20 protein-coding genes and 1 riboswitch are annotated in these 23,392 nt (G+C 43.5%); of the genes, 19 read left to right on the plus strand and 1 reads right to left on the minus strand.

Annotated elements, in window-relative coordinates:
- The first annotated feature begins 377 nt into the window (after window positions 1-377).
- From A6K76_RS03080 to A6K76_RS03125, 10 genes are all read left to right on the plus strand, one after another.
- Window positions 378-2,744 carry an endonuclease MutS2 gene (locus A6K76_RS03080; RefSeq protein WP_066461980.1) on the plus strand — a complete coding sequence of 789 codons (2,367 nt, stop codon included), beginning with the start codon at window positions 378-380 and terminating at the stop codon, window positions 2,742-2,744.
- Between the two features lie 250 nt (window positions 2,745-2,994).
- Window positions 2,995-3,405, plus strand: coding sequence for a DUF350 domain-containing protein (locus tag A6K76_RS03085; RefSeq protein ID WP_066461982.1), 411 nt, complete (start codon window positions 2,995-2,997; stop codon window positions 3,403-3,405).
- Window positions 3,406-3,716: 311 nt separating this feature from the next.
- Window positions 3,717-5,402 carry a long-chain-fatty-acid--CoA ligase gene (locus A6K76_RS03090; RefSeq protein ID WP_066461984.1) on the plus strand — a complete coding sequence of 562 codons (1,686 nt, stop codon included), beginning with the start codon at window positions 3,717-3,719 and terminating at the stop codon, window positions 5,400-5,402.
- Between the two features lie 121 nt (window positions 5,403-5,523).
- A complete protein-coding gene (locus tag A6K76_RS03095) occupies window positions 5,524-6,108 on the plus strand; it encodes a fatty acid metabolism transcriptional regulator FadR (protein ID WP_066461986.1) in 585 nt (194 codons plus the stop codon).
- 16 nt (window positions 6,109-6,124) lie between these two features.
- Window positions 6,125-6,898: an enoyl-CoA hydratase gene (locus A6K76_RS03100; protein ID WP_066461988.1), complete on the plus strand. Its 774-nt coding sequence runs from the start codon at window positions 6,125-6,127 to the stop codon at window positions 6,896-6,898.
- Between the two features lie 26 nt (window positions 6,899-6,924).
- Window positions 6,925-7,695 carry an electron transfer flavoprotein subunit beta/FixA family protein gene (locus A6K76_RS03105; protein WP_066461990.1) on the plus strand — a complete coding sequence of 257 codons (771 nt, stop codon included), beginning with the start codon at window positions 6,925-6,927 and terminating at the stop codon, window positions 7,693-7,695.
- 77 nt (window positions 7,696-7,772) lie between these two features.
- Window positions 7,773-8,741 (plus strand): electron transfer flavoprotein subunit alpha/FixB family protein, encoded by a 969-nt coding sequence (locus A6K76_RS03110; RefSeq protein ID WP_066461993.1) that lies wholly within the window; start codon window positions 7,773-7,775, stop codon window positions 8,739-8,741.
- A 787-nt stretch (window positions 8,742-9,528) separates the two neighbouring features.
- Complete coding sequence (gene trxA / locus A6K76_RS03115; RefSeq protein ID WP_066461995.1) at window positions 9,529-9,843, plus strand: thioredoxin; 315 nt, start codon at window positions 9,529-9,531, stop codon at window positions 9,841-9,843.
- Window positions 9,844-10,039: 196 nt separating this feature from the next.
- Window positions 10,040-11,830, plus strand: a complete 1,791-nt coding sequence (uvrC, locus tag A6K76_RS03120) for an excinuclease ABC subunit UvrC (RefSeq protein WP_066461997.1) — start codon at window positions 10,040-10,042, stop codon at window positions 11,828-11,830.
- A gap of 33 nt (window positions 11,831-11,863) precedes the next feature.
- Window positions 11,864-12,044, plus strand: a riboswitch (Lysine riboswitch).
- A 102-nt stretch (window positions 12,045-12,146) separates the two neighbouring features.
- On the plus strand, window positions 12,147-13,370 hold the full coding sequence (locus A6K76_RS03125) for an aspartate kinase (RefSeq protein WP_066461999.1): 1,224 nt from the start codon (window positions 12,147-12,149) through the stop codon (window positions 13,368-13,370).
- A 46-nt stretch (window positions 13,371-13,416) separates the two neighbouring features.
- Here the strand turns inward: A6K76_RS03125 and A6K76_RS03130 are convergent, their stop codons facing one another.
- Window positions 13,417-13,845, minus strand: a complete 429-nt coding sequence (locus A6K76_RS03130; RefSeq protein ID WP_066462001.1) for a DUF2507 domain-containing protein — start codon at window positions 13,843-13,845, stop codon at window positions 13,417-13,419.
- Window positions 13,846-14,141: 296 nt separating this feature from the next.
- On the opposite strand from A6K76_RS03130, the gene A6K76_RS03135 reads away from it, so the two are divergent.
- The 9 genes from A6K76_RS03135 (at window position 14,142) to A6K76_RS03175 (ending at window position 23,212) form a co-directional block, all read left to right on the plus strand.
- Window positions 14,142-14,756 (plus strand): succinate dehydrogenase cytochrome b558 subunit, encoded by a 615-nt coding sequence (locus A6K76_RS03135; RefSeq protein ID WP_066462003.1) that lies wholly within the window; start codon window positions 14,142-14,144, stop codon window positions 14,754-14,756.
- 45 nt (window positions 14,757-14,801) lie between these two features.
- Window positions 14,802-16,547: a succinate dehydrogenase flavoprotein subunit gene (gene sdhA / locus A6K76_RS03140; protein ID WP_066462005.1), complete on the plus strand. Its 1,746-nt coding sequence runs from the start codon at window positions 14,802-14,804 to the stop codon at window positions 16,545-16,547.
- An 18-nt stretch (window positions 16,548-16,565) separates the two neighbouring features.
- Complete coding sequence (gene sdhB, locus A6K76_RS03145; protein ID WP_066462007.1) at window positions 16,566-17,345, plus strand: succinate dehydrogenase iron-sulfur subunit; 780 nt, start codon at window positions 16,566-16,568, stop codon at window positions 17,343-17,345.
- Between the two features lie 352 nt (window positions 17,346-17,697).
- Window positions 17,698-18,153: a MarR family winged helix-turn-helix transcriptional regulator gene (locus tag A6K76_RS03150; RefSeq protein ID WP_066462009.1), complete on the plus strand. Its 456-nt coding sequence runs from the start codon at window positions 17,698-17,700 to the stop codon at window positions 18,151-18,153.
- 11 nt (window positions 18,154-18,164) lie between these two features.
- Window positions 18,165-18,968 carry a glutamate racemase gene (gene racE / locus A6K76_RS03155; protein ID WP_066462011.1) on the plus strand — a complete coding sequence of 268 codons (804 nt, stop codon included), beginning with the start codon at window positions 18,165-18,167 and terminating at the stop codon, window positions 18,966-18,968.
- 159 nt (window positions 18,969-19,127) lie between these two features.
- Window positions 19,128-19,871: a ribonuclease PH gene (gene rph / locus A6K76_RS03160; protein WP_066462013.1), complete on the plus strand. Its 744-nt coding sequence runs from the start codon at window positions 19,128-19,130 to the stop codon at window positions 19,869-19,871.
- A gap of 9 nt (window positions 19,872-19,880) precedes the next feature.
- Window positions 19,881-20,477 carry an XTP/dITP diphosphatase gene (locus A6K76_RS03165; protein ID WP_066462014.1) on the plus strand — a complete coding sequence of 199 codons (597 nt, stop codon included), beginning with the start codon at window positions 19,881-19,883 and terminating at the stop codon, window positions 20,475-20,477.
- 12 nt (window positions 20,478-20,489) lie between these two features.
- A complete protein-coding gene (locus A6K76_RS03170; RefSeq protein WP_066462016.1) occupies window positions 20,490-21,002 on the plus strand; it encodes a metallophosphoesterase family protein in 513 nt (170 codons plus the stop codon).
- A gap of 710 nt (window positions 21,003-21,712) precedes the next feature.
- Entirely contained in the window at window positions 21,713-23,212 is a 1,500-nt protein-coding gene (locus A6K76_RS03175) for a zinc-ribbon domain-containing protein (RefSeq protein WP_066462020.1), read from the plus strand.
- Window positions 23,213-23,392 lie beyond the last annotated feature (180 nt).

Raw genomic sequence — 23,392 nt, forward strand, 5'->3', positions numbered from 1 at the left:
ATGTATAAAAATGGCGTGTCAACATAACTGAATGATGAATTTATTTCAAAATAGGTGTTGGTCATATATCCATGCATGTTCTGCAATGGAGGCGGCGCCCGCGAAAAGTGTCCGCCGAAATGAAAGAACTGTTAAGAGCAATATAAAATATCAGGTCTGTTGATTAGCCATTTATATACAGTGAAATCGGTTGTTTTTAGCAACCATCTGGAAATAAATGCTGCATATTAATGGCAGTAAGCGTGCGGCGAGACTCCTTGGGGAATAGCGTGAGCGTGAGACTACAGGCTCACGCCACGCCCCAGGAACGCGAGCCGCAAAGCGCGAACAGCCAATAATATACATGAAACAATAACATTCATAAGGGAGGCGTTTTCATGATCGCACAGCGCGCATTGAAAACACTAGAATATAACAAAGTTCGTGCACAAGTCGCGAACTTTTGTACATCATCAATCGGCAAAAACGCCATTGAAGAGCTTGTACCAGAAACAGAATATGACCGCGTCGTTGAATTACTTGAGGAAATGGACGAAGGGTTATCAATTTTACGCGTAAAGGCAAACGTACCGATGGGCGGCATTTTCGACGTTCGACCACATGCAAGACGCGCACAAATTGGTGGGATGCTGTCGGCGATGGAGCTAATGGAAATTGCAAGTACGATTCGTGCAAGCCGCATTTTCCGCGAGTTTATCGAAGGCATCGAGGAAGAGGCAGAACTTAACATTCCACATTTCATCGAGCGTAAAGAAGCACTTCCTGTTTTAACCGGCATTCAGCACGAAATTAACTCATGCATCGACGACAATGCGCAAGTAATGGACGCGGCAAGCCAACAGCTACGTCAAATTCGCCAGTCGCTCCGTGCAGAGGAAGCGAAAGTAAAATCGAAGCTTGAAAACTTAGTGCGCGGCGCCAATGCAGCAAAAATGTTATCGGATGCGATCGTCACAATTCGTAACGACCGCTACGTAATCCCCGTAAAGCAAGAATACCGTCACCATTACGGCGGCATCGTGCACGACCAATCGTCATCAGGGCAAACGCTATTTATCGAGCCAGATGCAGTCGTGCAAGCAAACAATGAAGTAAACCGCTTGAAGCTAAAAGAAAAAGCGGAAATCGAACGCATTTTAACAGTGCTATCAGGCATGGTAAGTGACATTGCCCACGACCTATTCGTCATGGTGCAAATTTTAGGTGACATTGACGTCATTTTAGCAAAAGGGAAATATGGACAGGCGAATAAATGTACGATGCCGAAAATGAACAAAGATGGCTACATTCGACTCGTGCGTGCTCGTCACCCACTACTTGATCGCGAAACAGCCGTTGCGAACACGATTGAATTCGGCAAAGACTACACAGCAATTGTTATTACTGGGCCGAACACAGGTGGTAAAACAGTGACGCTCAAAACGGTCGGGCTTTGTACGTTAATGGCACAAGCAGGTATTCCAGTGCCAGCGTTAGACGGCTCAGAGCTTGCGGTGTTTGACCAACTATTTGCTGACATTGGCGATGAGCAGTCGATCGAGCAAAGCTTATCGACATTCTCCTCTCATATGGTGAACATCGTCGACATTTTATCGAAGTTTGATGAAAACTCACTTGTGTTATTTGACGAGCTCGGCGCAGGAACGGACCCACAAGAAGGGGCGGCACTTGCGATTTCAATTTTAGATGAAGTAGTCGACCGCGGCGCACGTGTCATGGCGACGACGCACTACCCAGAGTTAAAAGCGTACGGCTACAACCGTCCAAACGTCGTGAATGCTTCTGTCGAGTTTGACGTTGAGACATTAAGCCCGACGTATCGACTGCTAATCGGTGTACCAGGTCGCTCAAATGCCTTTGAAATTTCAAATCGCTTAGGGTTGCCAAAGTCGATTATCGACCGTGCGAAAAGCTTTACTGGCACGGATCGTCATGAGGTTGAGTCGATGATTGCGTCGCTTGAAGAAAGCCGTCGTCGCTCAGAGCGTGAAGCGGACGAGGCGCATGCACTTCTTGAGGAAGCGGCAACGTTACGTGCAGCGCTAGAGCAAAAGGTGCAGGCATACGAAGATCGTAAAGAAGCGCTTGAAAAGAAAGCGAAAGAAAAAGCGCGTCGCATCGTAGACGAGGCAAAGGCAGAATCGGAAAAAATTATTGCCGAGCTGCGAGAAATGAGCAAAAATGCCGCAAAATCGGTGAAAGAACATGAACTTATCGATGCGAAAAAGCGTTTAGAAGGCGTCGGTCCGAAAGAAAATCGCGTGCTGAAAAAACAAGCACAAGTGCAGGAGCGTCAAGAAAATTTACAAGTTGGCGATGAAGTACGCGTGTTGAGCTACGGACAAAAAGGGATGATTTTAGAGAAAAAATCAGACGATGAATACGTCGTGCAAATCGGCATTTTAAAAATGAAGCTTGAGCGCAGCGATCTGCAATATGTCAAGCCAGAAAAAGAGCAGCCGGTGCGCGCCATGACGAACGTTAAAAATCGCACAGCGCATGTAAAAATGGAACTTGACTTACGCGGTGAGCGCTATGAGGACGCTATTTTACGCACGGAAAAATACATTGACGATGCGCTGCTTGCAAATTATCACCGCGTATCAATTATTCACGGAAAAGGAACAGGTGCGCTCCGTCAAGGCATTCAAACGTATTTAAAAGGACATAGCCGCGTCAAAGGATTCCGATTTGGTGAAGCAGGTGAAGGTGGCTATGGCGTAACAGTTGTCGAGCTGAAATAATGTAAAAAATGGTTCATTACCGTAAGCTAGGGCTGACGCATAAAGGTTGCTTGAAGCAAGAGGCGGACCCGAGCGGCAACAGCTTCGTGACTCAAGACGACGTAGGAGCGGTGAGGAGGCTTGAGGAAGGCGATAAACGCCGCTACACGAGTCATCACGTTCATGACGAATATCGTGTTCGCCTCTGAGCCCGCGGAAAGCAACGATAAGTTATGGTGAAGAGCTTAAAAAATGAAAAGGGGAGGCGCGTATGGAACGGTTTTGGACACACCCAATGGTTGAAACAGCAGGGTATTTTAGCGTCGTTATATTATGTTTAGTATTATCAATGGCGCTTTTTGAAGTTGTCACGAAGTATAAAAATTGGGAAGAAATTAAAAGAGGTAACGTGGCGGTCGCACTCGCAACGGGCGGTAAAATATTAGGCATTTGTAACATTTTCCGCTACTCAATTGCCCAGCACTCCACGCTGCTTGAAATGCTTGGCTGGGGCTTGTTCGGCTTTGTGCTCCTTATTTTTGCGTACTTTTTATTCGAATTTTTCACACCGCGCTTTAACGTCGATGAGGAAATTGCAAACGACAATCGCTCGGTCGGCTTCATTTCGTTTACAATTTCACTTGGCTTATCGTTCGTTATCGGCGTAAGCATCGGATCGTGAGGTGATGACATGAAGCGCTTAGCAATTGTGTTATCCATCGTGGCCGCCCTATTTTTTTTAGTCGGCATTTATTATATCGTTACAGCATCAGTTTAAAAATGTAAGGCTGTGCTACACGTCGCATGTCGGCTTGTTGCACAGCCTTTTTTTATGCGTAACAGCGACATGAAGCGACCATTATGCACATAGAAAAAACTAAAATATTCTCTTAATTTCATTATATTTCTGTTTTATGTTGGAAATTACAAGTTTTTTTATTATAATTAATAATAAGTAATACAAATGTGGATACGAGAGGGGATGGCAAAAGTATGACAGCAAAACCTTGGTTGAAATGGTACCCAGCAGAAATTCCAGCAGAAGTGACGATTCCAGACGCACCACTACAGCATTATTTAACGGAGGCATATAAGAATGTGCCAAACAACATCGCCGTGCATTTTATGGGGAAGGAGCTAACGTACACCGAAATTTATACGTCCGCCCAAAAATTTGCGAATTATTTGCTTGCGCTCGGACTTGAAAAAGGAGACCGTGTTGCGATCATGTTGCCGAATTGCCCACAGGCGGTTATCGCTTATTACGGAACGCTATATGCAGGTGGCGTCGTCGTGCAAACGAATCCGCTATATACAGAGCGTGAATTGTCTTATCAAATGAAAGATGCCGGTGTGAAAATCATTTTAGGAATGGACATTTTATATCCGCGCATTACGAAAGTGCTCGCACAAACAGACATTGAGCATGTCATCGTCACAGCGATTAAAGATTACTTACCATTCCCGAAAAATTTAGTGTACCCGATTATGCAAAAGAAACAGTACGGCTTTGCAGTGAACGTCGAGCATCGCGGGACGAATCATTTATTTACCGAAATTATGAAAACGGCAAGTGCGACACCGCCAAACATCGACGTTGCAACCGAGGATTTAGCGCTGCTGCAATATACAGGTGGAACGACAGGGTATCCAAAAGGCGTAATGCTGACACATCGCAACTTAATTGCGAATACGGAAATGTGCTCGGCTTGGATGTACAAATCAGAATACGGCAAGGAAAGCATACTCGGCATTTTGCCATTTTTCCACGTATACGGCATGACGACTGTATTAATTTTAGCGGTAAAAATAGGCGGCAAAATGATTTTACTACCGAAGTTCGACCTCGACACAGCACTGAAGACGATTGATCGCCAGGAGCCAACGTTGTTCCCCGGAGCACCGACGATGTATATCGGTTTAATTTCACACCCGCTCATTAAAAAGTACAATTTATCATCGATTAAAGCGTGTTTAAGTGGCTCGGCTGCATTGCCGATCGAAGTACAGGAGCGCTTTGAGGAGTTAACTGGCGGCAAGCTCGTTGAAGGATACGGTTTAACAGAAACATCACCAGTCACGCATGCAAACTTAATTTGGGGAGAGCGCATTAACGGCTCAGTTGGTTTACCGTGGCCGAACACTGACTCAGCTATTTTTGCACCGGGTAGCACAGAACCACTGCCACCAGGAGAAATTGGTGAAATTGTCGTAAAAGGACCACAAGTAATGAAAGGCTACTGGAACCGCCCGGAGGAAACGGAAATGTCGTTTAAAGATGGATGGTTTTTAACCGGCGATTTAGGTTACATGGATGAAGATGGCTTCTTCTACGTCGTCGATCGCAAGAAGGATATGATTATTGCAGGTGGCTTTAACGTGTACCCGCGTGAAGTGGAGGAAGTGCTATATGAGCATCCAGCGATTCAAGAATGTGTCGTCGTTGGCATACCAGATCCATATCGCGGAGAAACAGTAAAAGCATATGTTGTGTTAAAAGAAGGATATATCGCAACCGATGACGAATTGAATAAATATAGCCGTGAGAACTTGGCGGCATATAAAGTACCACGCACATACGAGTTCCGTACAGAGCTGCCAAAAACAGCAGTCGGCAAAATTTTACGACGTCAGCTCATTGAAGAAGAAAAGGAAAAGCAGCAACTTCAAGCGAACTAAAATAGTTTTGTAGAAATAGTTGACATAACTGTGACGGAATAATATCATTAGAGCATGAATGAATGGTCATTCATTTTAGAGCGTTCATTCATGTTTTAGATTGTAGTGGTGGTGAGCAGGTTTGAAAAATGACAAACCGAAGTATAGGCAAATTATCGACGCAGCCATCGTCGTCATTGCAGAAAATGGCTATCATCAGGCGCAAGTTTCGAAAATCGCGAAGCAAGCAGGGGTAGCTGATGGTACGATTTATTTATACTTTAAAAACAAAGAGGATATTTTAATTTCGGTATTTAGCGACAAAATGTCCGTCATTACGGAATCGCTACAATATATTATTAAAACGGAGAGTAGTTCAACGGCCAAGCTTAGTCGCATGATCGAAAACCATTTTAATGTGCTCGCAAATAATGCGCATTTTGCGGTCGTTACACAAATCGAATTGCGTCAATCAAACAAAGCACTGCGCCAGAAAATTAATGCCATTTTAAAAGGCTATTTAATGTTGCTCGATGAAATTTTAATCGAGGGAATGGTATCAGGGGAATTTAATCCGGTAATGGACGTTCGCTTAGCGCGTTCCATGGTGTTTGGCACGATTGATGAAATTATTACGACGTGGGTAATGAACGAGCAGCGTTATGATTTGCTTGCATTAACGCCAAAAGTAAAAGATTTAATTTTACGAGGCTTACAAGCTACATAAAAAGGGTGTGGGAGAAATGGAATTTTTACGTTGGTCAGTAGAGGACGGCGTTGCAATCGTGACGATTAATCGTCCGCCAGCGAATGCTCTTGCGCGTGCCATCATTCAAGAAATGGATGAACTGCTTGATGTGTTAGCAAACGAGCAGGACGTTCGTGTCATTGTACTTCATGGTGAAGGTCGCTTTTTCTCAGCAGGGGCAGATATTAAAGAATTTACAGAAGTTTCATCGAGCGAGGAATTCACTAAATTAGCTCGTAAAGGGCAAATTGTCTTCGATCGCATGGAGTCATTTGAAAAACCAATTATTGCAGCGATTCACGGTGCAGCACTTGGTGGCGGCTTAGAGCTTGCGATGGGCTGTCATATTCGTTACGTCACAAAATCAGCAAAGCTAGGCTTACCAGAATTAAACTTAGGCTTAATTCCAGGGTTTGGTGGCACGCAACGCTTACCACGCTTCGTCGGTGCAGCAAAAGCAGCTGAAATGATGTTTACAAGTGATCCAATCACGGGTGAAGAAGCGGTTCAATTTGGACTAGCAACTCGTGCCTTTGATGATGAGGAGCTATTGCCACAAACGATTGCCATTGCGAAAAAGATGGCATTGAAGAGTCCGATTGCGTTAGCTGCAGCGATTAAAGCGCTTCAGTACAGCAAAACAAGTCTTTTTGATGCAGGCTTACAAGCAGAGGCTGAAAGTTTCGGGCACGTTTTCACATCAGAGGATGCAAAAGAAGGCATTCAAGCATTTATTGAAAAAAGAAAACCGCAATTTAGCGGCAAATAAAATCGCTTCAGGGGGTCTGTAAAAGCATGAACATTTTTGTATTAGTAAAACGTACATTTGACACAGAGGAAAAAATCGTTGTAAACGGTGGGAAAATCGACGAGGGCGGTGCTGAATTCATCATCAACCCGTACGATGAATACGCAATTGAAGAAGCAATCCAAGTGCGCGATGCACAAGGTGGTACTGTAACAGTCGTGACAATCGGTGACGAGGAAGCAGAAAAACAATTACGTACTGCGTTAGCAATGGGTGCAGATCAAGCTGTACTAATTAACTCTGAAGATTTAGATGACTTAGACCAATTCGGTGCTGCTCACATTATTGCACAGTACCTTAAAGATAAAGATGCAGATTTAATTTTAGCAGGTAACGTAGCGATCGACGGCGGCTCAGGTCAAGTTGGTCCACGTGTTGCGGATTTATTAGGCATCAACTACGTAACAACAATTACAAACCTAGAAATTAACGGCTCAGACGTAACAATCGTACGTGACGTTGAAGGGGATTCAGAAACATTAACGACGTCTTTACCATTATTAGTAACAGCTCAACAAGGTTTAAACGAGCCACGTTACCCATCTTTACCGGGCATTATGAAGGCGAAGAAAAAGCCTTTAGAAGAGCTTGAGCTAGATGATTTAGACATCGATGAAGATGATGTGGAAGTGAAAGTAGAAACAGTTGAAATCTACTTACCACCACAAAAAGAAGCAGGCCGCGTATTACAAGGTGACTTAAAAGACCAAGTAAAAGAGCTTGTAAACTTATTACACTCAGAAGCAAAAGTAATTTAAGCCTGTCATCCGTCTTGCATGGCGGTCAACATTTCATTGAATCCATTTAAACGTAAGTACGAAAGGGGTAAATTTGCATGTCAAAAGTGTTAGTGCTAGGAGAAGCTCGTGAAGGGGCTTTACGTAACGTATCATTCGAAGCAATTGCAGCAGGTAAAAAATTAGGGGATGAAGTAATCGGTCTATTAGTAGGGGACAAAGTAGCTGATTTAGCAAGCGAGTTAATCGCATACGGTGCAGACCGCGTAATCACAGTGGAACACCCGAACTTAGCGCATTACACATCTGATGGTTATTCTCAAGCTGTATTAGCAGTAGTAGAGCAAGAATCACCAAGTGCAATTGTATTCGGTCATACAGCAGTTGGTAAAGATTTATCACCAAAAGTAGCAAGCCGTTTACAAATCGGTTTAGTGTCAGATGTAACAGCGATTGAAGGAGAAGGTGCTGACGCAGTATTCGTTCGTCCAATCTACTCTGGTAAAGCATTTGAAAAAGTGAAAATCGCAGAAGGTACAGTATTCGTATCAATCCGTCCGAACAACATCGATCCGTTAGCAAAAGAAGCAGGTCGTTCTGGTGATGTATCAAGCGTATCAGTAGACGTTCAAAATTTACGTTCAATCATTAAAGAAGTTGTGCGTAAATCAACAGACGGCGTAGACTTATCAGAAGCGAAAGTTGTTGTCTCTGGTGGTCGTGGGGTGAAGTCAGAAGAAGGTTTCGCACCATTAAAAGAGTTAGCTGACCTTTTAGGCGGTGCAGTAGGTGCTTCACGTGGCGCATGTGACGCAGAATATTGTGACTACTCATTACAAATCGGTCAAACGGGTAAAGTCGTTACACCTGATCTATACATCGCAGCAGGTATTTCGGGCGCAATCCAACATTTAGCTGGTATGTCGAACTCGAAAGTAATCGTTGCAATTAACAAAGACCCAGAAGCAAACATTTTCAACGTAGCGGACTACGGTATTGTAGGCGACTTATTCGAAGTTGTACCTTTATTAATCGAAGAGTTCAAAGCGTTAAAAGTGAACGCATAATACATTGCCCCGTTCGAAGCAGCCGTTTCGAATGGGGTTTTTGTTTGTAGATTTTTAATGAGTGGGCAGGGAGCGTGTTGCGGCTCACGTTCCTGGGGCATGGAGGCGAACACGACGTTCGTCATGAAGGTAGTGCCACATGGACGTGGCGCTCCCTGCTACCATAATGCAGATTTGATTTCGGTTTGGCAGCTGAAAACAACTGGTTTAGCTAAATGAAAGTTGATAATCAACAGACCTATATACAAGGTGATTGAAATTTAGAATGTGAACGAGGCTCGAAACAAGAGGCGGACTCCTGCGGGAAAAGCGTGAGCGAGAGACTACAGGCTCGAGCCACGCCCGCGGAAAGCCTGCCTCGATGTGGAGAGCCGACGAACAAAACGCTAAAATACATTCACCGTCTATATAGAATACTATATTTAATTCGGACATGTTCTGAAATAGAGGCGGCGACTTCTGCGGGAACAGCAAAAGTTCTTTTGCGACGAGTAATCGCAGGAGCACCGAGCCGAAAATCCATTTTTGGCGGCTTGTCCGACAAAAATTAGTTGAGGCCGTGCCCGCGAAAAGCGTCCGCCGACATGAAAGAACATGCAAATATTTATTTAACGAAAACAGGCAATCATTGAATTTCGTGAGCAACCTACTATTCATAAACGACAAACCGTGATAAACTTTTAAACGTTACATAAAGTGGTAACGAGCATATTGTTCGCCACTGTTAATTTATGCATGCTATACTACATGCATAGTTGTTATACACATATAAGGAGGCTATTTCATTATGGCAATCGTAAACGGTACAGATCAAAACTTCGCACAAGAAATTTCACAAGGTACAGTATTAGTAGACTTTTGGGCTGCTTGGTGCGGACCTTGTAAAATGATTGCGCCAGTATTAGAAGAGTTAGACGCAGAAATTGGCAACGACGTAAAAATCGTAAAAGTGGACGTAGATAATAACCAAGCAACTGCTGGTGAATACGGCATTATGTCAATTCCATCATTATTATTATTCGTTGATGGTGAGTTAAAAGCAAAAACAGCTGGCTTCCAACCGAAAGAAGCATTAATCGAATTCATCGAAAACAACAAATAAATGATTTTTGTAGAAAAGATGCTCGTCGTCTTTTCTACATTTTTTTGAGTTTCTTCTATTATATTGTAAGTGAAAAAAGGGTATGTGTACGTCGTTATGACGTTGCGCATACCCTTTTTTCGTGTTCGTATCAATTAATGTTTTTCAAAACGGCAATCACGTATAATGGAGGAAACTGAACACATGAGGTGACAGCATGAATGATTTGTTAAAGGCAAAGCTGGCTATTTTACCAGAGGAGCCAGGTTGTTATTTAATGAAGGACGAAAAAGGCACAATCATTTATGTCGGCAAAGCGAAAGTGCTGAAAAACCGCGTGCGCTCGTATTTTACTGGGTCGCATGAAGGGAAAACGCAGCGCCTCGTGAGCGAAATTGTCGACTTTGAATATATCGTAACAGGTTCGAACTTAGAGGCACTCATATTAGAGCTTAATTTAATTAAACTGCACGACCCGAAGTATAACGTGCTGCTAACGGACGATAAAACGTATCCGTATTTAAAAATTACGAACGAGAAGCATCCGCGTCTACTCGTCGTGCGCAAAGTGAAAAAAGATCAGGCGAAATATTTCGGTCCGTACCCGAACGGTTATGCGGCAGCGGAAACGAAAAAGCTGCTCGACCGCATGTTTCCGCTGCGCAAATGTACGACGATGCCTGCGCAAGTGTGCTTATATTATCATATTGGACAATGTCTCGCTCCGTGTGTGCAAACAGTTGAAAAGGCACAGTACGATGAGCTCATTGGCAAAATGACAAAATTTTTAAACGGTGGGCATGAGGACATTAAAGCGGAACTGTCGGCGAAAATGTTTGCGGCGGCTGAGAAGCTTGAGTTTGAGCGAGCGAAGGAGCTGCGTGACCAAATTGCGCACATCGATACGATTATGGAAAAGCAAAAAATTACGTCCGGTGATGTGACAAATCGCGACGTATTTGGCTACGCGGTCGAAAAAGGCTGGATGTGCGTGCAAGTGTTTTTCGTGCGTCAAGGAAAAGTCATTGAGCGTGACGTATCGATTTTTCCGCTGCATCAAGATGTAGAGGAGGAGCTGCTTACATTTATCGGGCGTTTTTATGAAAAGCCAGAGCATTTAAAACCAAAAGAAGTGCTCGTGCCAGCAATTGTCGATGCGGCAATTTTACAGCAGCTGCTCGATGTGAAGGTGTTACAGCCAAAGCGTGGTCATAAAAAGGAGCTCGTTGACATGGCGACGAAAAATGCCGACGTGGCGGTGCGCGAGAAGTTTCAATTAATCGAGCGGCAGGAGGAGCGGACGTTCGGGGCGTGTGAAGAAATTGGGCAGGCGCTCGGCATTGCGACACCGCTGCGCATTGAAGCGTTCGATAACTCACATATGCACGGAGCGGACGGCGTTTCAGCGATGGTGACGTTTATTGACGGCAAGCCAGCGCGGAAGCTGTATCGAAAATATAAGCATCAGCACGTGGCGGCACATGACGATTACGGCGCGATGGCAGAAGTTATTCGTCGTCGCTATCGCCGCGTGCTGCGTGACAATTTGCCATTGCCTGATTTAATTATTATTGATGGCGGTAAAGGGCAAATGGCAGTGGCGCGCGATGTGTTAGAGCATGAGCTCGGTTTGTCGATTCCGATTGCGGGCTTAGCGAAAGATGACAAGCATAAAACGGCGCAGCTACTGTTCGGTGATCCGGCTGAAGTTGTGCCGATGAAGCGGACGAGCGACGGCTTTTATTTATTGCAGCGCGTGCAAGATGAAGTGCACCGCTTTGCGATTACGTTTTTACGTCAAACGCATCAAAAGGGCGCGATACATTCAGTGCTTGATGATATTCCAGGTGTCGGACCGAAGCGAAAGCAGCAGCTACTGAAAGTGTTCGGCTCGGTGAAGAAAATTAAGGCGGCGACGGAGCTTGAATTAATGGAAGCGGACGTGCCGGCGAAAGTGGCGGAGCAAATTGTGCAATATTTTGCGCGTGACATTGAAGCGAAGTCGTAAGTGTGCTATAGTTTGAGTACATCTACTATATACAGTGATGATAGAGGTGCAAAGGTTAACAGTACAGTATGGCAAGAGGTGAACAACCTCGCTCGTAGCTTACTCGAAAGGAACATTTGCCGAAGTGATGCGTAGTTTGTTCATACGTGTTGCTGGTTGTGCATTTAAGAGATGCATGACTGTCAGAAGTATTTTCTGGAGAGCTATCTCACATGCACGATTTTACAGTCGTCATGTACAAAGAGACAGCAAAGGAATTTGCTGTCTCTTTTTTTAGATAGTCTTTTCTGACAATAGACAGAAAGGAAGTGGTATTATGACAACAATCGTTATGAAGTTTGGTGGTTCGACGTTAACGACACCGAGCGAATTAAAACAAGTTGTGGAACATATTCAGCAAATGAAACAGCAAGGGCATCGTTTAGTAATCGTGCCATCATCAATTAAATCAATGCGCAATGACGTCGTAAACATTGCGACGAGCATTACAAATACACCAGCAAAGCGAGAGCTCGACGTCATTGATGCGTCTGCTACATCGATTTCGAGCGCACTCATGTCGATTGCGTTACAGCACGCAGGCATCGATGCGATTCAATTAACAGGGTGGCAAGCGGGCATTCAAACGGATGCGACACACCGCGTAGCACGTATCGCGAACGTAGCACCACAAAAAGTTGAACGATATTTACAGGAAGGCAAAGTAGTCGTTGTTGCAGGGTATCAAGGAATTGATGAGCACGGGGATATTACGACGCTCGGTGATGGTGGAACGGAAACAGTAGCTGTGGCGCTCGCTGTCGCATTGGAAGCGGCACGTGTCGAATTGTATTCGCAAGTGGACGGTGTATATTCAGCGGATCCACTTATTGTGCCACATGCGAAAAAGCTAGATGAGTTATCGTATGATGCGATGCTTGAGCTTGCCCAACTCGGTGCGCGCATTATTCATCCGCGTGCGGTCGAGCTTGCTAAATTATATAAAATGCCGATTATTGTGCGCTCATTACAGGAGGGCTCAACAGGTACGCTACTGAAGGAGGAAAAAAACGTGGAACAAGCATTATTAGTACAAGGCATTGCCTATGAATCAGACGTCATTCGTTTAACAGTTGGATATGAGGAGAGCTCATATACGTCACTGGCGACAATTTTTACCGTATTGGCGGAGCATCAAATTAATGTTGATTTAATTGTGCAGTCTGTACTAAGTGGCATGGATCCGACCGTGTCATTCTCGATTGCGAAGGAGCAGTTTGCGGAATGCTTAGAAGTGCTTGAGCATAGTAAAGCATCACTTGGTTTTACGTTTGCGGACTTCGAAGTCGGATTAGCGAAAATTTCAGTAGCGGGCTCTGGCATGATGTTAAACCCAGGAGTAGCGGCGCGTATTTTTGACCGTCTGCGCAAAGAAGAAATTGAAGTGAAGATGGTATCAACATCTGAAATTAAAGTGTCGGTGATCGTGCCACAAGACGATATGGTGCGTGCGGCGAATGCGCTACATGAGGAGTTTAATTTAACAACGTTACGAGCATAAAAAAAGGAAGATGACGTGGACTAGGCGTCATCTTCCTTTTGTTTGTTTATAGCTGTTTTTTCTCGACAGGTTCTTTAAAGTCTGTGCGCAATGTGAGCAGTACAACTTGATCTTTTTCGTCAACTTCACAGTAGCATTCCGTTAAGAAGCCGCACAGTTGCTCGTACTGTTCAGCTAGGAAGCCCGCCTCTAATCGGAAGCAGCGTGTACCAATTTTCAGCAGCTCGGCATTGCCTGAAATTTTGTATAGGCGCTCGTCTTTCTTCTCGCGCTCAAGCGTTAATAAACCCCAGCCTGCTTTAATGAAAAAATCAGCGAGGGCAAACTCATCCTCTAATACGTACTTGCGTGCTAAGTCTTTGCCCGCCCAATATAAAATATCTTCTTCGTGTTTTCCAAGAATGGCGCGTAATACGTCTTCACGTAAAATGTCATAGCCGAAACTTGAAACGGTTTTCGTCTGTTCTGTTTGCATTGTTTGCTTCTTCTCCCGTCATTTTTTGTATTGAAAATTCTTATAAAAATCAGTTTAAAAAGAAAAAAACTCTCAATGTAGTAAAAATTGATCATGAAGTAGGTTTTAAGTGCTGTATTCACATTGTAGTAATTCTAAAAGCAACCTTGACGCACCTACACGTTGAGAGTACAATAAACATGTCATAATATTGTACCATGATGAAACGGGTAGTCAATAATTGAGAACGTTTTCAATTAGGAGAATCTATGAACAATTATAGCTAGCTGTTTTAAGTACTAAGGGGGGTAACAGTCTTGTCGAAAAATCGTGAGTTTTTATGGCGCCGACTACATTCTTTACTTGGTGTAATTCCAGTAGGTCTGTTCTTGGTGTTCCACTTATCTCTGAACTTTACTGCTACAGGTGGTTCAGAAGCTTACAACAATGCAACTGGCATGATGGAATTAATTCCGCACTGGTTGTTATTAGTAATGGAATGGGTAATCATCTACATCCCATTAATGTTCCATGCGTTCTACGGAGTATATATTGCTTTCACTGCGACGCATAATACGAAGCGCTTCGGTACGTTCCGTAACTGGATGTTCCGCATTCAACGTATGACAGGTATTTTCCTAGTTGTATTCGTTGCTTGGCACATCTGGCAAACACGTATCCAAAAAGCTTTAGGTGATGAAGTAAACTTTGATATGATGGCGGATATCGTAGCAAACCCAGCGATGTTAGCATTCTACATCGTAGGTATTTTATCTGCAACATTCCACTTATCAAACGGTTTATGGTCATTCTTAGTGAGCTGGGGTATTACTCAATCTCCAAAATCACAAAAAATCGTTACTTACATTTCAATGGCATTCTTCGTAGTAATTAGTGTTGTTGGTGTAATGGCAATTTTAGCGTTCGTTTAATAACGTAACACAGTAATGCAATATCTTTGAGGAGTGAGAATTAACATGGCAAAAAGCAAAGTAATTGTTGTCGGTGGCGGCTTAGCCGGCTTAATGTCAACAGTTAAAGCAGCTGAATTGGGCACTGAAGTTGAATTATTCTCATTAGTTCCGGTAAAACGTTCACACTCTGTATGTGCACAGGGCGGAATTAATGGAGCAGTAAATACAAAAGGTGAAGGGGATTCTCCTTGGATTCACTTTGACGATACAGTTTACGGTGGGGACTTCTTAGCAGACCAACCACCAATTAAAGCAATGTGTGATGCCGCACCTGGTATCATCCACTTATTCGACCGTATGGGTGTAATGTTCAACCGTACGCCAGAAGGTTTAATTGACTTCCGTCGTTTCGGCGGTACGTTAATGCACCGTACAGCATTCTCTGGTGCAACAACGGGTCAACAACTTTTATACGCACTAGACGAGCAAGTTCGTTCACACGAAGTAGCTGGTTTAGTTACAAAATATGAGCACTGGGAATTCCTAGGTATTATTAAAGACGATGAGGGCATTTGCCGTGGTATCGTAGCACAAGACATGCGTACAGAAGAGATTCGTTCATTCCGTGCGGATGCTGTCATTATGTGTACTGGTGGTCCTGGTATTATCTTTGGTAAAACAACAAACTCAATCATTAACACTGGTTCAGCAGCATCTATCGTGTACCAACAAGGTGCATCTTATGCGAACGGTGAGTTCATTCAAATTCACCCTACAGCGATCCCTGGCGACGACAAAAACCGTCTAATGTCAGAATCTGCTCGTGGTGAAGGTGGACGTGTATGGACATACAAAGACGGTAAGCCTTGGTACTTCTTAGAAGAGCGCTACCCAGCTTACGGTAACTTAGTACCACGTGATATCGCAACTCGTGAAATCTTTGACGTATGTGTTAACGAAAAATTAGGTATTAACGGTGAAAACATGGTATACCTAGACTTATCGCATAAAGACCCACACGAATTAGATATTAAACTTGGTGGTATCATTGAAATTTACGAGAAGTTCGTTGGAGACGACCCACGTAAATTACCAATGAAAATCTTCCCTGCGGTACACTACTCAATGGGTGGTTTATTCGTAGACTACGATCAAATGACAGAAATCCCTGGTTTATTCGCAGCTGGTGAATGTGATTACTCTCAACACGGTGCAAACCGTTTAGGTGCTAACTCATTATTATCTGCAATCTTCGGTGGATCTGTTGCAGGTCCAAACGCAGTAAAATACATTAAAGGTCTTAAAAAGCACGCTGAAGATTTACCACAATCAATCTACGACGCGCGCGTTAAAGAAGAGACTGCTAAATGGGAAGCTATTCTTAAGATGGACGGCACTGAGAATGCTTACTTATTACACAAGGAGCTTGGTGAGTGGATGACTGACAACATGACAGTAGTACGCTTCAACGACCGCCTTGAAAAAACATACGAAAAATTAACTGAGTTACAGCAACGTTGGGAAAAAATCAACATTAATGATACTCAAAAATGGTCTAACCAAGGTGCTCACTTCACACGTCAATTAAAGAACATGTTATACCTTGCAAAAGTTATGACAAAAGGTGCTTTATTACGTAATGAATCTCGTGGTGCACACTACAAACCAGAATTCCCAGAGCGTGACGATGAGCGATTCTTAAAGACTACAATGGCGAAATTCGATCCAGCTACTGGTGAACCAATCATTACTTATCGTGAAGTAGACGTTTCGTTAATTCCACCACGTAAACGTGACTACTCATCATAAGAGGGGGGAAATTAAATCATGGCAGCAGAAGCAAACACTGGCCGTATTATTGATGTAGAAGTATTACGTCAAGATAAAGAGAATGGCCCTACTCGTTGGGAAAAATTCAAAGTACCATACCGCCACGGGATGAACGTAATTTCTTTATTAATGGAAATTCAAAAAAATCCAGTAACAGCTGACGGTAAAAAGACTGCGCCGATTACTTGGGACATGAACTGTCTTGAGGAAGTATGTGGTGCATGTTCTATGATCATTAACGGTCGTCCACGTCAATCTTGTTCGACTTTAATTGATAAATTAGAAACACCGATTCGTTTAGAGCCAATGTCAACTTTCCCAGTTATTCGTGACTTACAAGTTGACCGTAGCCGTATGTTCGACGCACTTAAAAAAGTTAAAGCATGGGTTCCAATTGATGGTACTTACAACTTAGGCGAAGGTCCACGTATGCCTGAGCGTAAACGTCAATGGGCTTATGAATTAGCTAAATGTATGACTTGCGGCGTATGTATGGAAGCATGTCCAAACGTATCAGAAAAAGCTGACTTCATCGGTCCAGCTCCACTTTCACAAGTTCGTTTATTCAACACTCACCCAACAGGTGCGATGAACAAAGACGAGCGTTTAGCTGAAATTATGGGCGACGGTGGATTAGCAAACTGTGGTAACTCACAAAACTGTGTAGCTGCTTGTCCAAAAGGTATTCCTTTAACAACTTCTATCGCATCACTTAACCGTGCTGCAACAGTTCAAATGTTCAAGAACTTCTTCGGTTCTGACCACATGGTTGACTAATACGAAATTGAAGCGACCTTGCACAACTTGTGCGAGGTCGTTTTTTAAATGAGTGGACATATTGTAGTTCATCATCGTAAGCTGAAGTTGATTGAAACAAGAGGCGGACTCCAGCGGGAAAAGCGTGAGCGCGACACGAAAGGCAATAAACACTACGTCCATGTGGCATCACCTTCATGACGAACATCGTGTTAGCCTCCACGCCCGCGGAGAGTCAATTAACAAAACACTAAAATCATTCACTGTATATATAGGATAAAATGCACGACATCGCACTAGCCACTTGATATTTTGTCGAAAAAGGGACAAAATAGATGGTATGGAATTGCTTATATAAGGGGAGTGTCAATAGATGGCCGAACAACCGGTATTTACACATGATGACGAAATGATTGCGCTACTTGAAAAAGAGCTGCGTTACATATCCGCGCTCATAAAACAAAAAGGGCGAGAAATTTTAAGCAACTATACAATTACTCCGCCGCAATTCATCGCACTCCAATGGCTACATGAGCTAGGCGATATGACGATTGGCGAGTTATCGACGAAAATGTATTTAGCATTTTCGACGACGACAGATTTAGTTGATCGCATGGAAAAAAACGAGCTCGTTCAGCGTGTTCGTGATGAGCAGGACCGTCGCGTCGTTCGCATTCACTTATTAGAAGAGGGTGCGCGCGTTATTGAGGAAGTAATTAAAAAGCGACAAGATTACTTACGCGATGTATTTACACAATTTGAAGAAGAGGAAACGATTGTGTTTTCAAATCTCCTTCAACGATTACATTTAGAAATGAAAAAGGATTGAGGCGGTTAAACGTGAATGCCCCGATTGGTGTTATTGACTCAGGTGTAGGCGGCCTAACAGTTGCAAAGCAAATTATGAAGCTCCTACCAGAAGAAACGATCTACTATATTGGTGATACGGCGAGATGTCCATATGGGCCTCGCTCAAGAAAAGAAGTGCGCGAATTTACTTGGCAAATGGCTGAGGCGTTGCGTGACATGGGTGTGAAAATGCTTGTTATTGCGTGCAATACAGCAACTGCAGTCGCACTTCACTCGCTGCAAAAGCATATGCCATTTCCGGTGCTCGGTGTTATTAATGCCGGTGCCCGTGCAGCAATAAAAAAGACGAAAACGCATGAAATTGTCGTGCTTGCAACAGAAGGAACTGTAAAAAGTGGTGCGTATGAGGAAGCGGTTTTATCGCTTAGCACATCATCACGCGTCATTCCGCTTGCTTGCCCAACGTTCGTGCCGCTTGTGGAATCAGGTGAATATCGCAGCGATTTTGCGACACAGCTCATTGCAGAAGGGCTAGAGCCGTTGCGAGACGAGCGTTTTGATACGGTCATTTTAGGCTGTACGCATTATCCGATTTTACAAAAGCAAATTGAAGCAGCGGTTGGACCGAACGTGACGGTGTTATCTTCAGCTGAAGAAACAGCGTATGACGTCGATCATTACTTAACGTACAACCATGAGCTTGCGACAAACCAAGCACCGCAGCACAAATTTTTCGCAACAGGCTCCGTGCCGATTTTCCGCTCGATTGCAGAAGATTGGCTTGAATTAGGCGAGCTACATATCGAAAAAATTCAGCTGCCACATAAAAAATAAGTGTGTTGATTCGCCATATGTGACGAGCCGAATCAACTAATGGGAAAAGGGTAAAATAGCACGCAGCTGTTTTACCCTTTTTTCACGAGCACGTTATAGTAACCGTTGTACAAATATGATAAGATGATTAGCGCAAAATACTATTAGGGGGATACTCATTTGACTAGACATGACGGACGAGCTGAAGCGCAATTACGCCCAGTTCAAATTGATACAGAATATTTATTACATCCAGAAGGTTCCGTGCTCATTACAGTAGGCAATACGAAAGTCATTTGCACAGCGACGATTGAAGAGAAAGTGCCTGGCTTCTTACGCGGGCAAGGGCAAGGCTGGATCACAGCAGAATATTCAATGTTACCACGCGCCACACAAACACGTACGCGCCGTGAAGCAGCAGCGGGCAAAGTAACAGGGCGCACGATGGAAATTCAACGTTTAATCGGACGCGCATTACGTGCAGTTGTTGATTTAGAAGCGTTAGGCGAGCGCACAATTTGGATTGACTGCGACGTTATTCAAGCAGACGGTGGCACGCGTACAGCATCGATTACAGGTGCATTCGTTGCGATGACACAAGCGATTGCGAAATTTGCAGACGCAAAAGCGTTACCGAAATTCCCTGTAACCGACTACTTAGCGGCAACGAGTGTCGGCATCGTCGAAGAAATTGGCGCTGTACTCGATTTAAACTACGTCGAAGATTCAGCAGCAGCAGTTGATATGAACATCGTCATGACAGGGGCAGGTCGTTTCGTCGAGCTACAAGGAACAGGCGAGGAAGCAACGTTCTCACGCGACGAGTTAAACGAATTACTTGCACTAGGTGAGCAAGGCATCGCGGAACTGATTGACATTCAAAAGCAAGCACTTGGCGACATCGCTGAGCGCGTAGGCAAATAAGGAGTGGTAATGATGCAAGTAGTAATCGCAACAAAAAACAAAGGAAAAGCAAAAGACTTTGAAGCGCTATTTAATCCATTTGGCATCGACGTTGTGACGATGTTTGACGTTGCACCAGATATGGAAATTGAAGAGACAGGCACGACGTTTGAAGAAAATGCGATTTTAAAGGCACAGACGCTTGCTAATGAGTTAAACACACTTGTCATTGCGGACGATAGCGGTTTAATCGTCGATGCGTTAGGCGGCGAGCCAGGCGTTTATTCAGCGCGCTACGCAGGCGACCACGACGACGAGGCAAACATCGTTAAAGTGCTACAAAAGTTAGAAGGTGTACCGACAGAAGAGCGCACAGCACGCTTCATGTGTGCACTTGCAATCGCAGGACCAAACGTTGAAACAAAAACGGTTTTCGGCACATGTGAAGGGGTAATAGTAGAAGAAAAGCGCGGCACGAACGGTTTCGGCTACGACCCAATTTTCTTTGTGCCACAGCTTGATCGTGCGATGGCTGAGCTAACGCCGAGCGAAAAAGCGGCAATCTCACACCGAGGCAATGCAATTCGTAAATTATCGGAGCTATTGCCGACACTTTTACAAAAATAAGGGGTGAATCGTATGCGTCTACTCGTAGTTAGTGATACACATGGCGATGCGGCAATCATTGCACATGTAGCAAATGAGCAGGAAGCGGACGTACGCTTTCATTGCGGCGATAGCGAACTAGCATTTGATCATGAAGTGCTAGCAACGTTTGAGCGCGTGCGTGGCAACTGCGACCGCGACAAACGCTTTCCAGAAGAAGTCATTGTCGATTGTGGCGATAAGCGCGTCCTTATGGTGCACGGACATTTGCACAATGTGAAGCAGTCGCTCATGGCACTTAGTTACCGCGCACAGGAAGTCGGCGCACACATCGTCTTGTTCGGTCATTCGCATTTGTACGGCGCCGAGCTGATTGACAACATTTTGTTCGTCAACCCAGGTAGCTTAACGGCTCCACGCGGCGGCAATCCGAAAACGTATGCGACGATCGACATCGCATCGCCAACCGATTACAAAGTACACTTCATTAACGAACAGAGCGATATTATTTCAAGCCATCTTTTTTCAATGAAGCAGGACGTATAACGCTTTAAACGCAAAAGGCAACGAACGCATTCTGTTGAAAATGCGTTCGTTGCCTTTATTATTGTGCAAAAAGAATTTCTATTGCATTTTCTATCAAAAAATTACGAAATGCTGTTGACTTCTCGCAATATGTGACATATAATTGGTCTTGTCTTTCATTAAAGAAAGCATCTTGTCTCAGTAGCTCAGCTGGATAGAGCAACGGCCTTTAAGTGATAATAGGAGCCTTTATACGGAAAAGTAACGTATAAAGTGGACGACACCATATCGGTAAACCCTTAACAGATTATGCTGATGGCAATACCGAGGAAACGAGATTGTTCGAATGGCTTAATGCAGGTAGAGCAATTGCAGTAGCACTTCGCTACGAGAGGTTCCGTAGAGACTAAACGTGTCGCACCTGAAATGGTGAAGTTATAGTCCAGACTATCAAATTATATGTTTTTATGGGATTATTGAACTATAAGAACGTGTAAGCAATGAAAATTGTAGTAGTACGCTAAGCCGTAGGTCGTGGGTTCGAGTCCCCCCTGGGACGTATTTTAGTTATTTAGAACTAATGGAAAAGCACTATATCCTTTAATTACAAAGGATATAGTGCTTTTTTGTTTTGTTAATTTTTCATAGTCAAATCAAAATCGAATGTTTATTTTTTAGCTGTCATGGCGATATTAAATGTAAACGAACGTATGTTTTGAGGTGAGGTAAAGATGTATAAAACGTATACAATTGAGCGACCTCTTATTGTAGGTCAGCGAATTGAAAAAATAGAAGGCACTATTCAAAAAGTCGGTGAGCGCTATGGTCCATTTTCTACACCAGCGGAAGCAACAAAGGCTCTGAATATTAAAAATAGAGGAAGAATAAATGAGCTTTTAAAGGGCAATGTGAAATCTGTACAAGGGTATGTGTTTTGGTACGAAGGTGAAAAGACGTATGAGTTCAAAATACCGAATATGGAAATCAAAAAAGAGCTGCATGCTGTTCGAAAACATTCAGAAGAAACGTTAAGACAAAATTTAATAAATTATGGGTTTCATGTTGTCAATATCGGTGAAGTAAAGGGTACTGCAACATACGTTACAGTGAAATGTTGTCGAGTCGATTGTGAAAATAGTTGTAAACGAGCGTACAAAGATTTTTTTACGGATCATGCGTTACCTTTATGTGAAATATGTATGGAAATTTTTAAAGCGTATGAGCGTCCGATGAATACAACGAAGTGGCTTTATGAAGTAAGACCAGATTTGGAACCGTATTATGATCCAGCGAATAACAGGGACGTGCCATTTACAAAAATTCGAAAAGGTAGTAAAGATAAAATTTTCTTGACGTGCGTAGAATGCCAATATGTGCAGACAGACGAAGATGCGACAACGCCGAATAAATATACGACGAAAAAACGAAATGGTCGCTTTGTGTCAAACTTTACGTGTAGTCTTTGTAATTCATTGCTAGTGAAGTTTCCACATATTGCGGCGGAGTGGGACGCTGAGAAAAATGGACCACTTACGCAACGTGTTAGCTTTGGCTCACATCAGCAAGTTTGGTGGAAATGTACAAACGGTCATAGTTGGAAAACAGGGATTGATTTACGTACACATTATAACAGGCGCTGTTTACGCTGTTTCTTAAATGAACGGGAATCGTTTGCAGGGAAATTAATGAAAGAGTCGATTCAGGAGCTGTTTCCGAATGAACAAGTGAAAGTAGAAGCGATGGTGCCAGGAGAGATTTATCGTAACGATTGCGTCGTTCAGCTAGCGAATGGTCATACGTTAGTGTTTGAAATGCAAGGGAGCTATTGGCATTATACAGATCGCAAGCTAATGGATATTGATGGACGGATTGTGCATAAAGATAATGAAAAGTTTAAAGCGAATCGAGCGGCAGGCAATTTCGTGTTTTTAGTGAATGAATACGACTTTAATTTCGGAGCGGTCGATATGACAAAAGAAGTGATGAAACATGCAATCGAACAGATTTGGCAGTACGTGCAGGCGCAAAATTTCCGCGCATCATGCGACGTTGCATACAATCGAGAAAAGTGCGAGCAAACGATGCGTACGAAGCAAGCGTATTATATCGAGCGGTTCAATCAACAGTATGAGCAAAAGCTGCCACAACGTTTAGATAAGACGTCGATGAAGTATGTAGCGTTTCAGCAACGGTTTGAAATATATGAATCGATTGCTACATATCGGGCATAAAACGGTTCACATTCATTAGAAAGGTTTTTTCTGCAAAATCTAGTTGATTTCGTGGCACAGTACTTATATGAAGTTGTTAAGGAATGAAATACGAGCACGTCAGCTTACAAGTTGGCGTGCTTTTTTTCGTTCTCATGAAATTTTAATGAAGCGCTCAGAATCGTTTAATTTTGTTGCGAT

The organism is Caryophanon latum, assembly GCF_001700325.1.
Classification (GTDB): domain Bacteria; phylum Bacillota; class Bacilli; order Bacillales_A; family Planococcaceae; genus Caryophanon; species Caryophanon latum.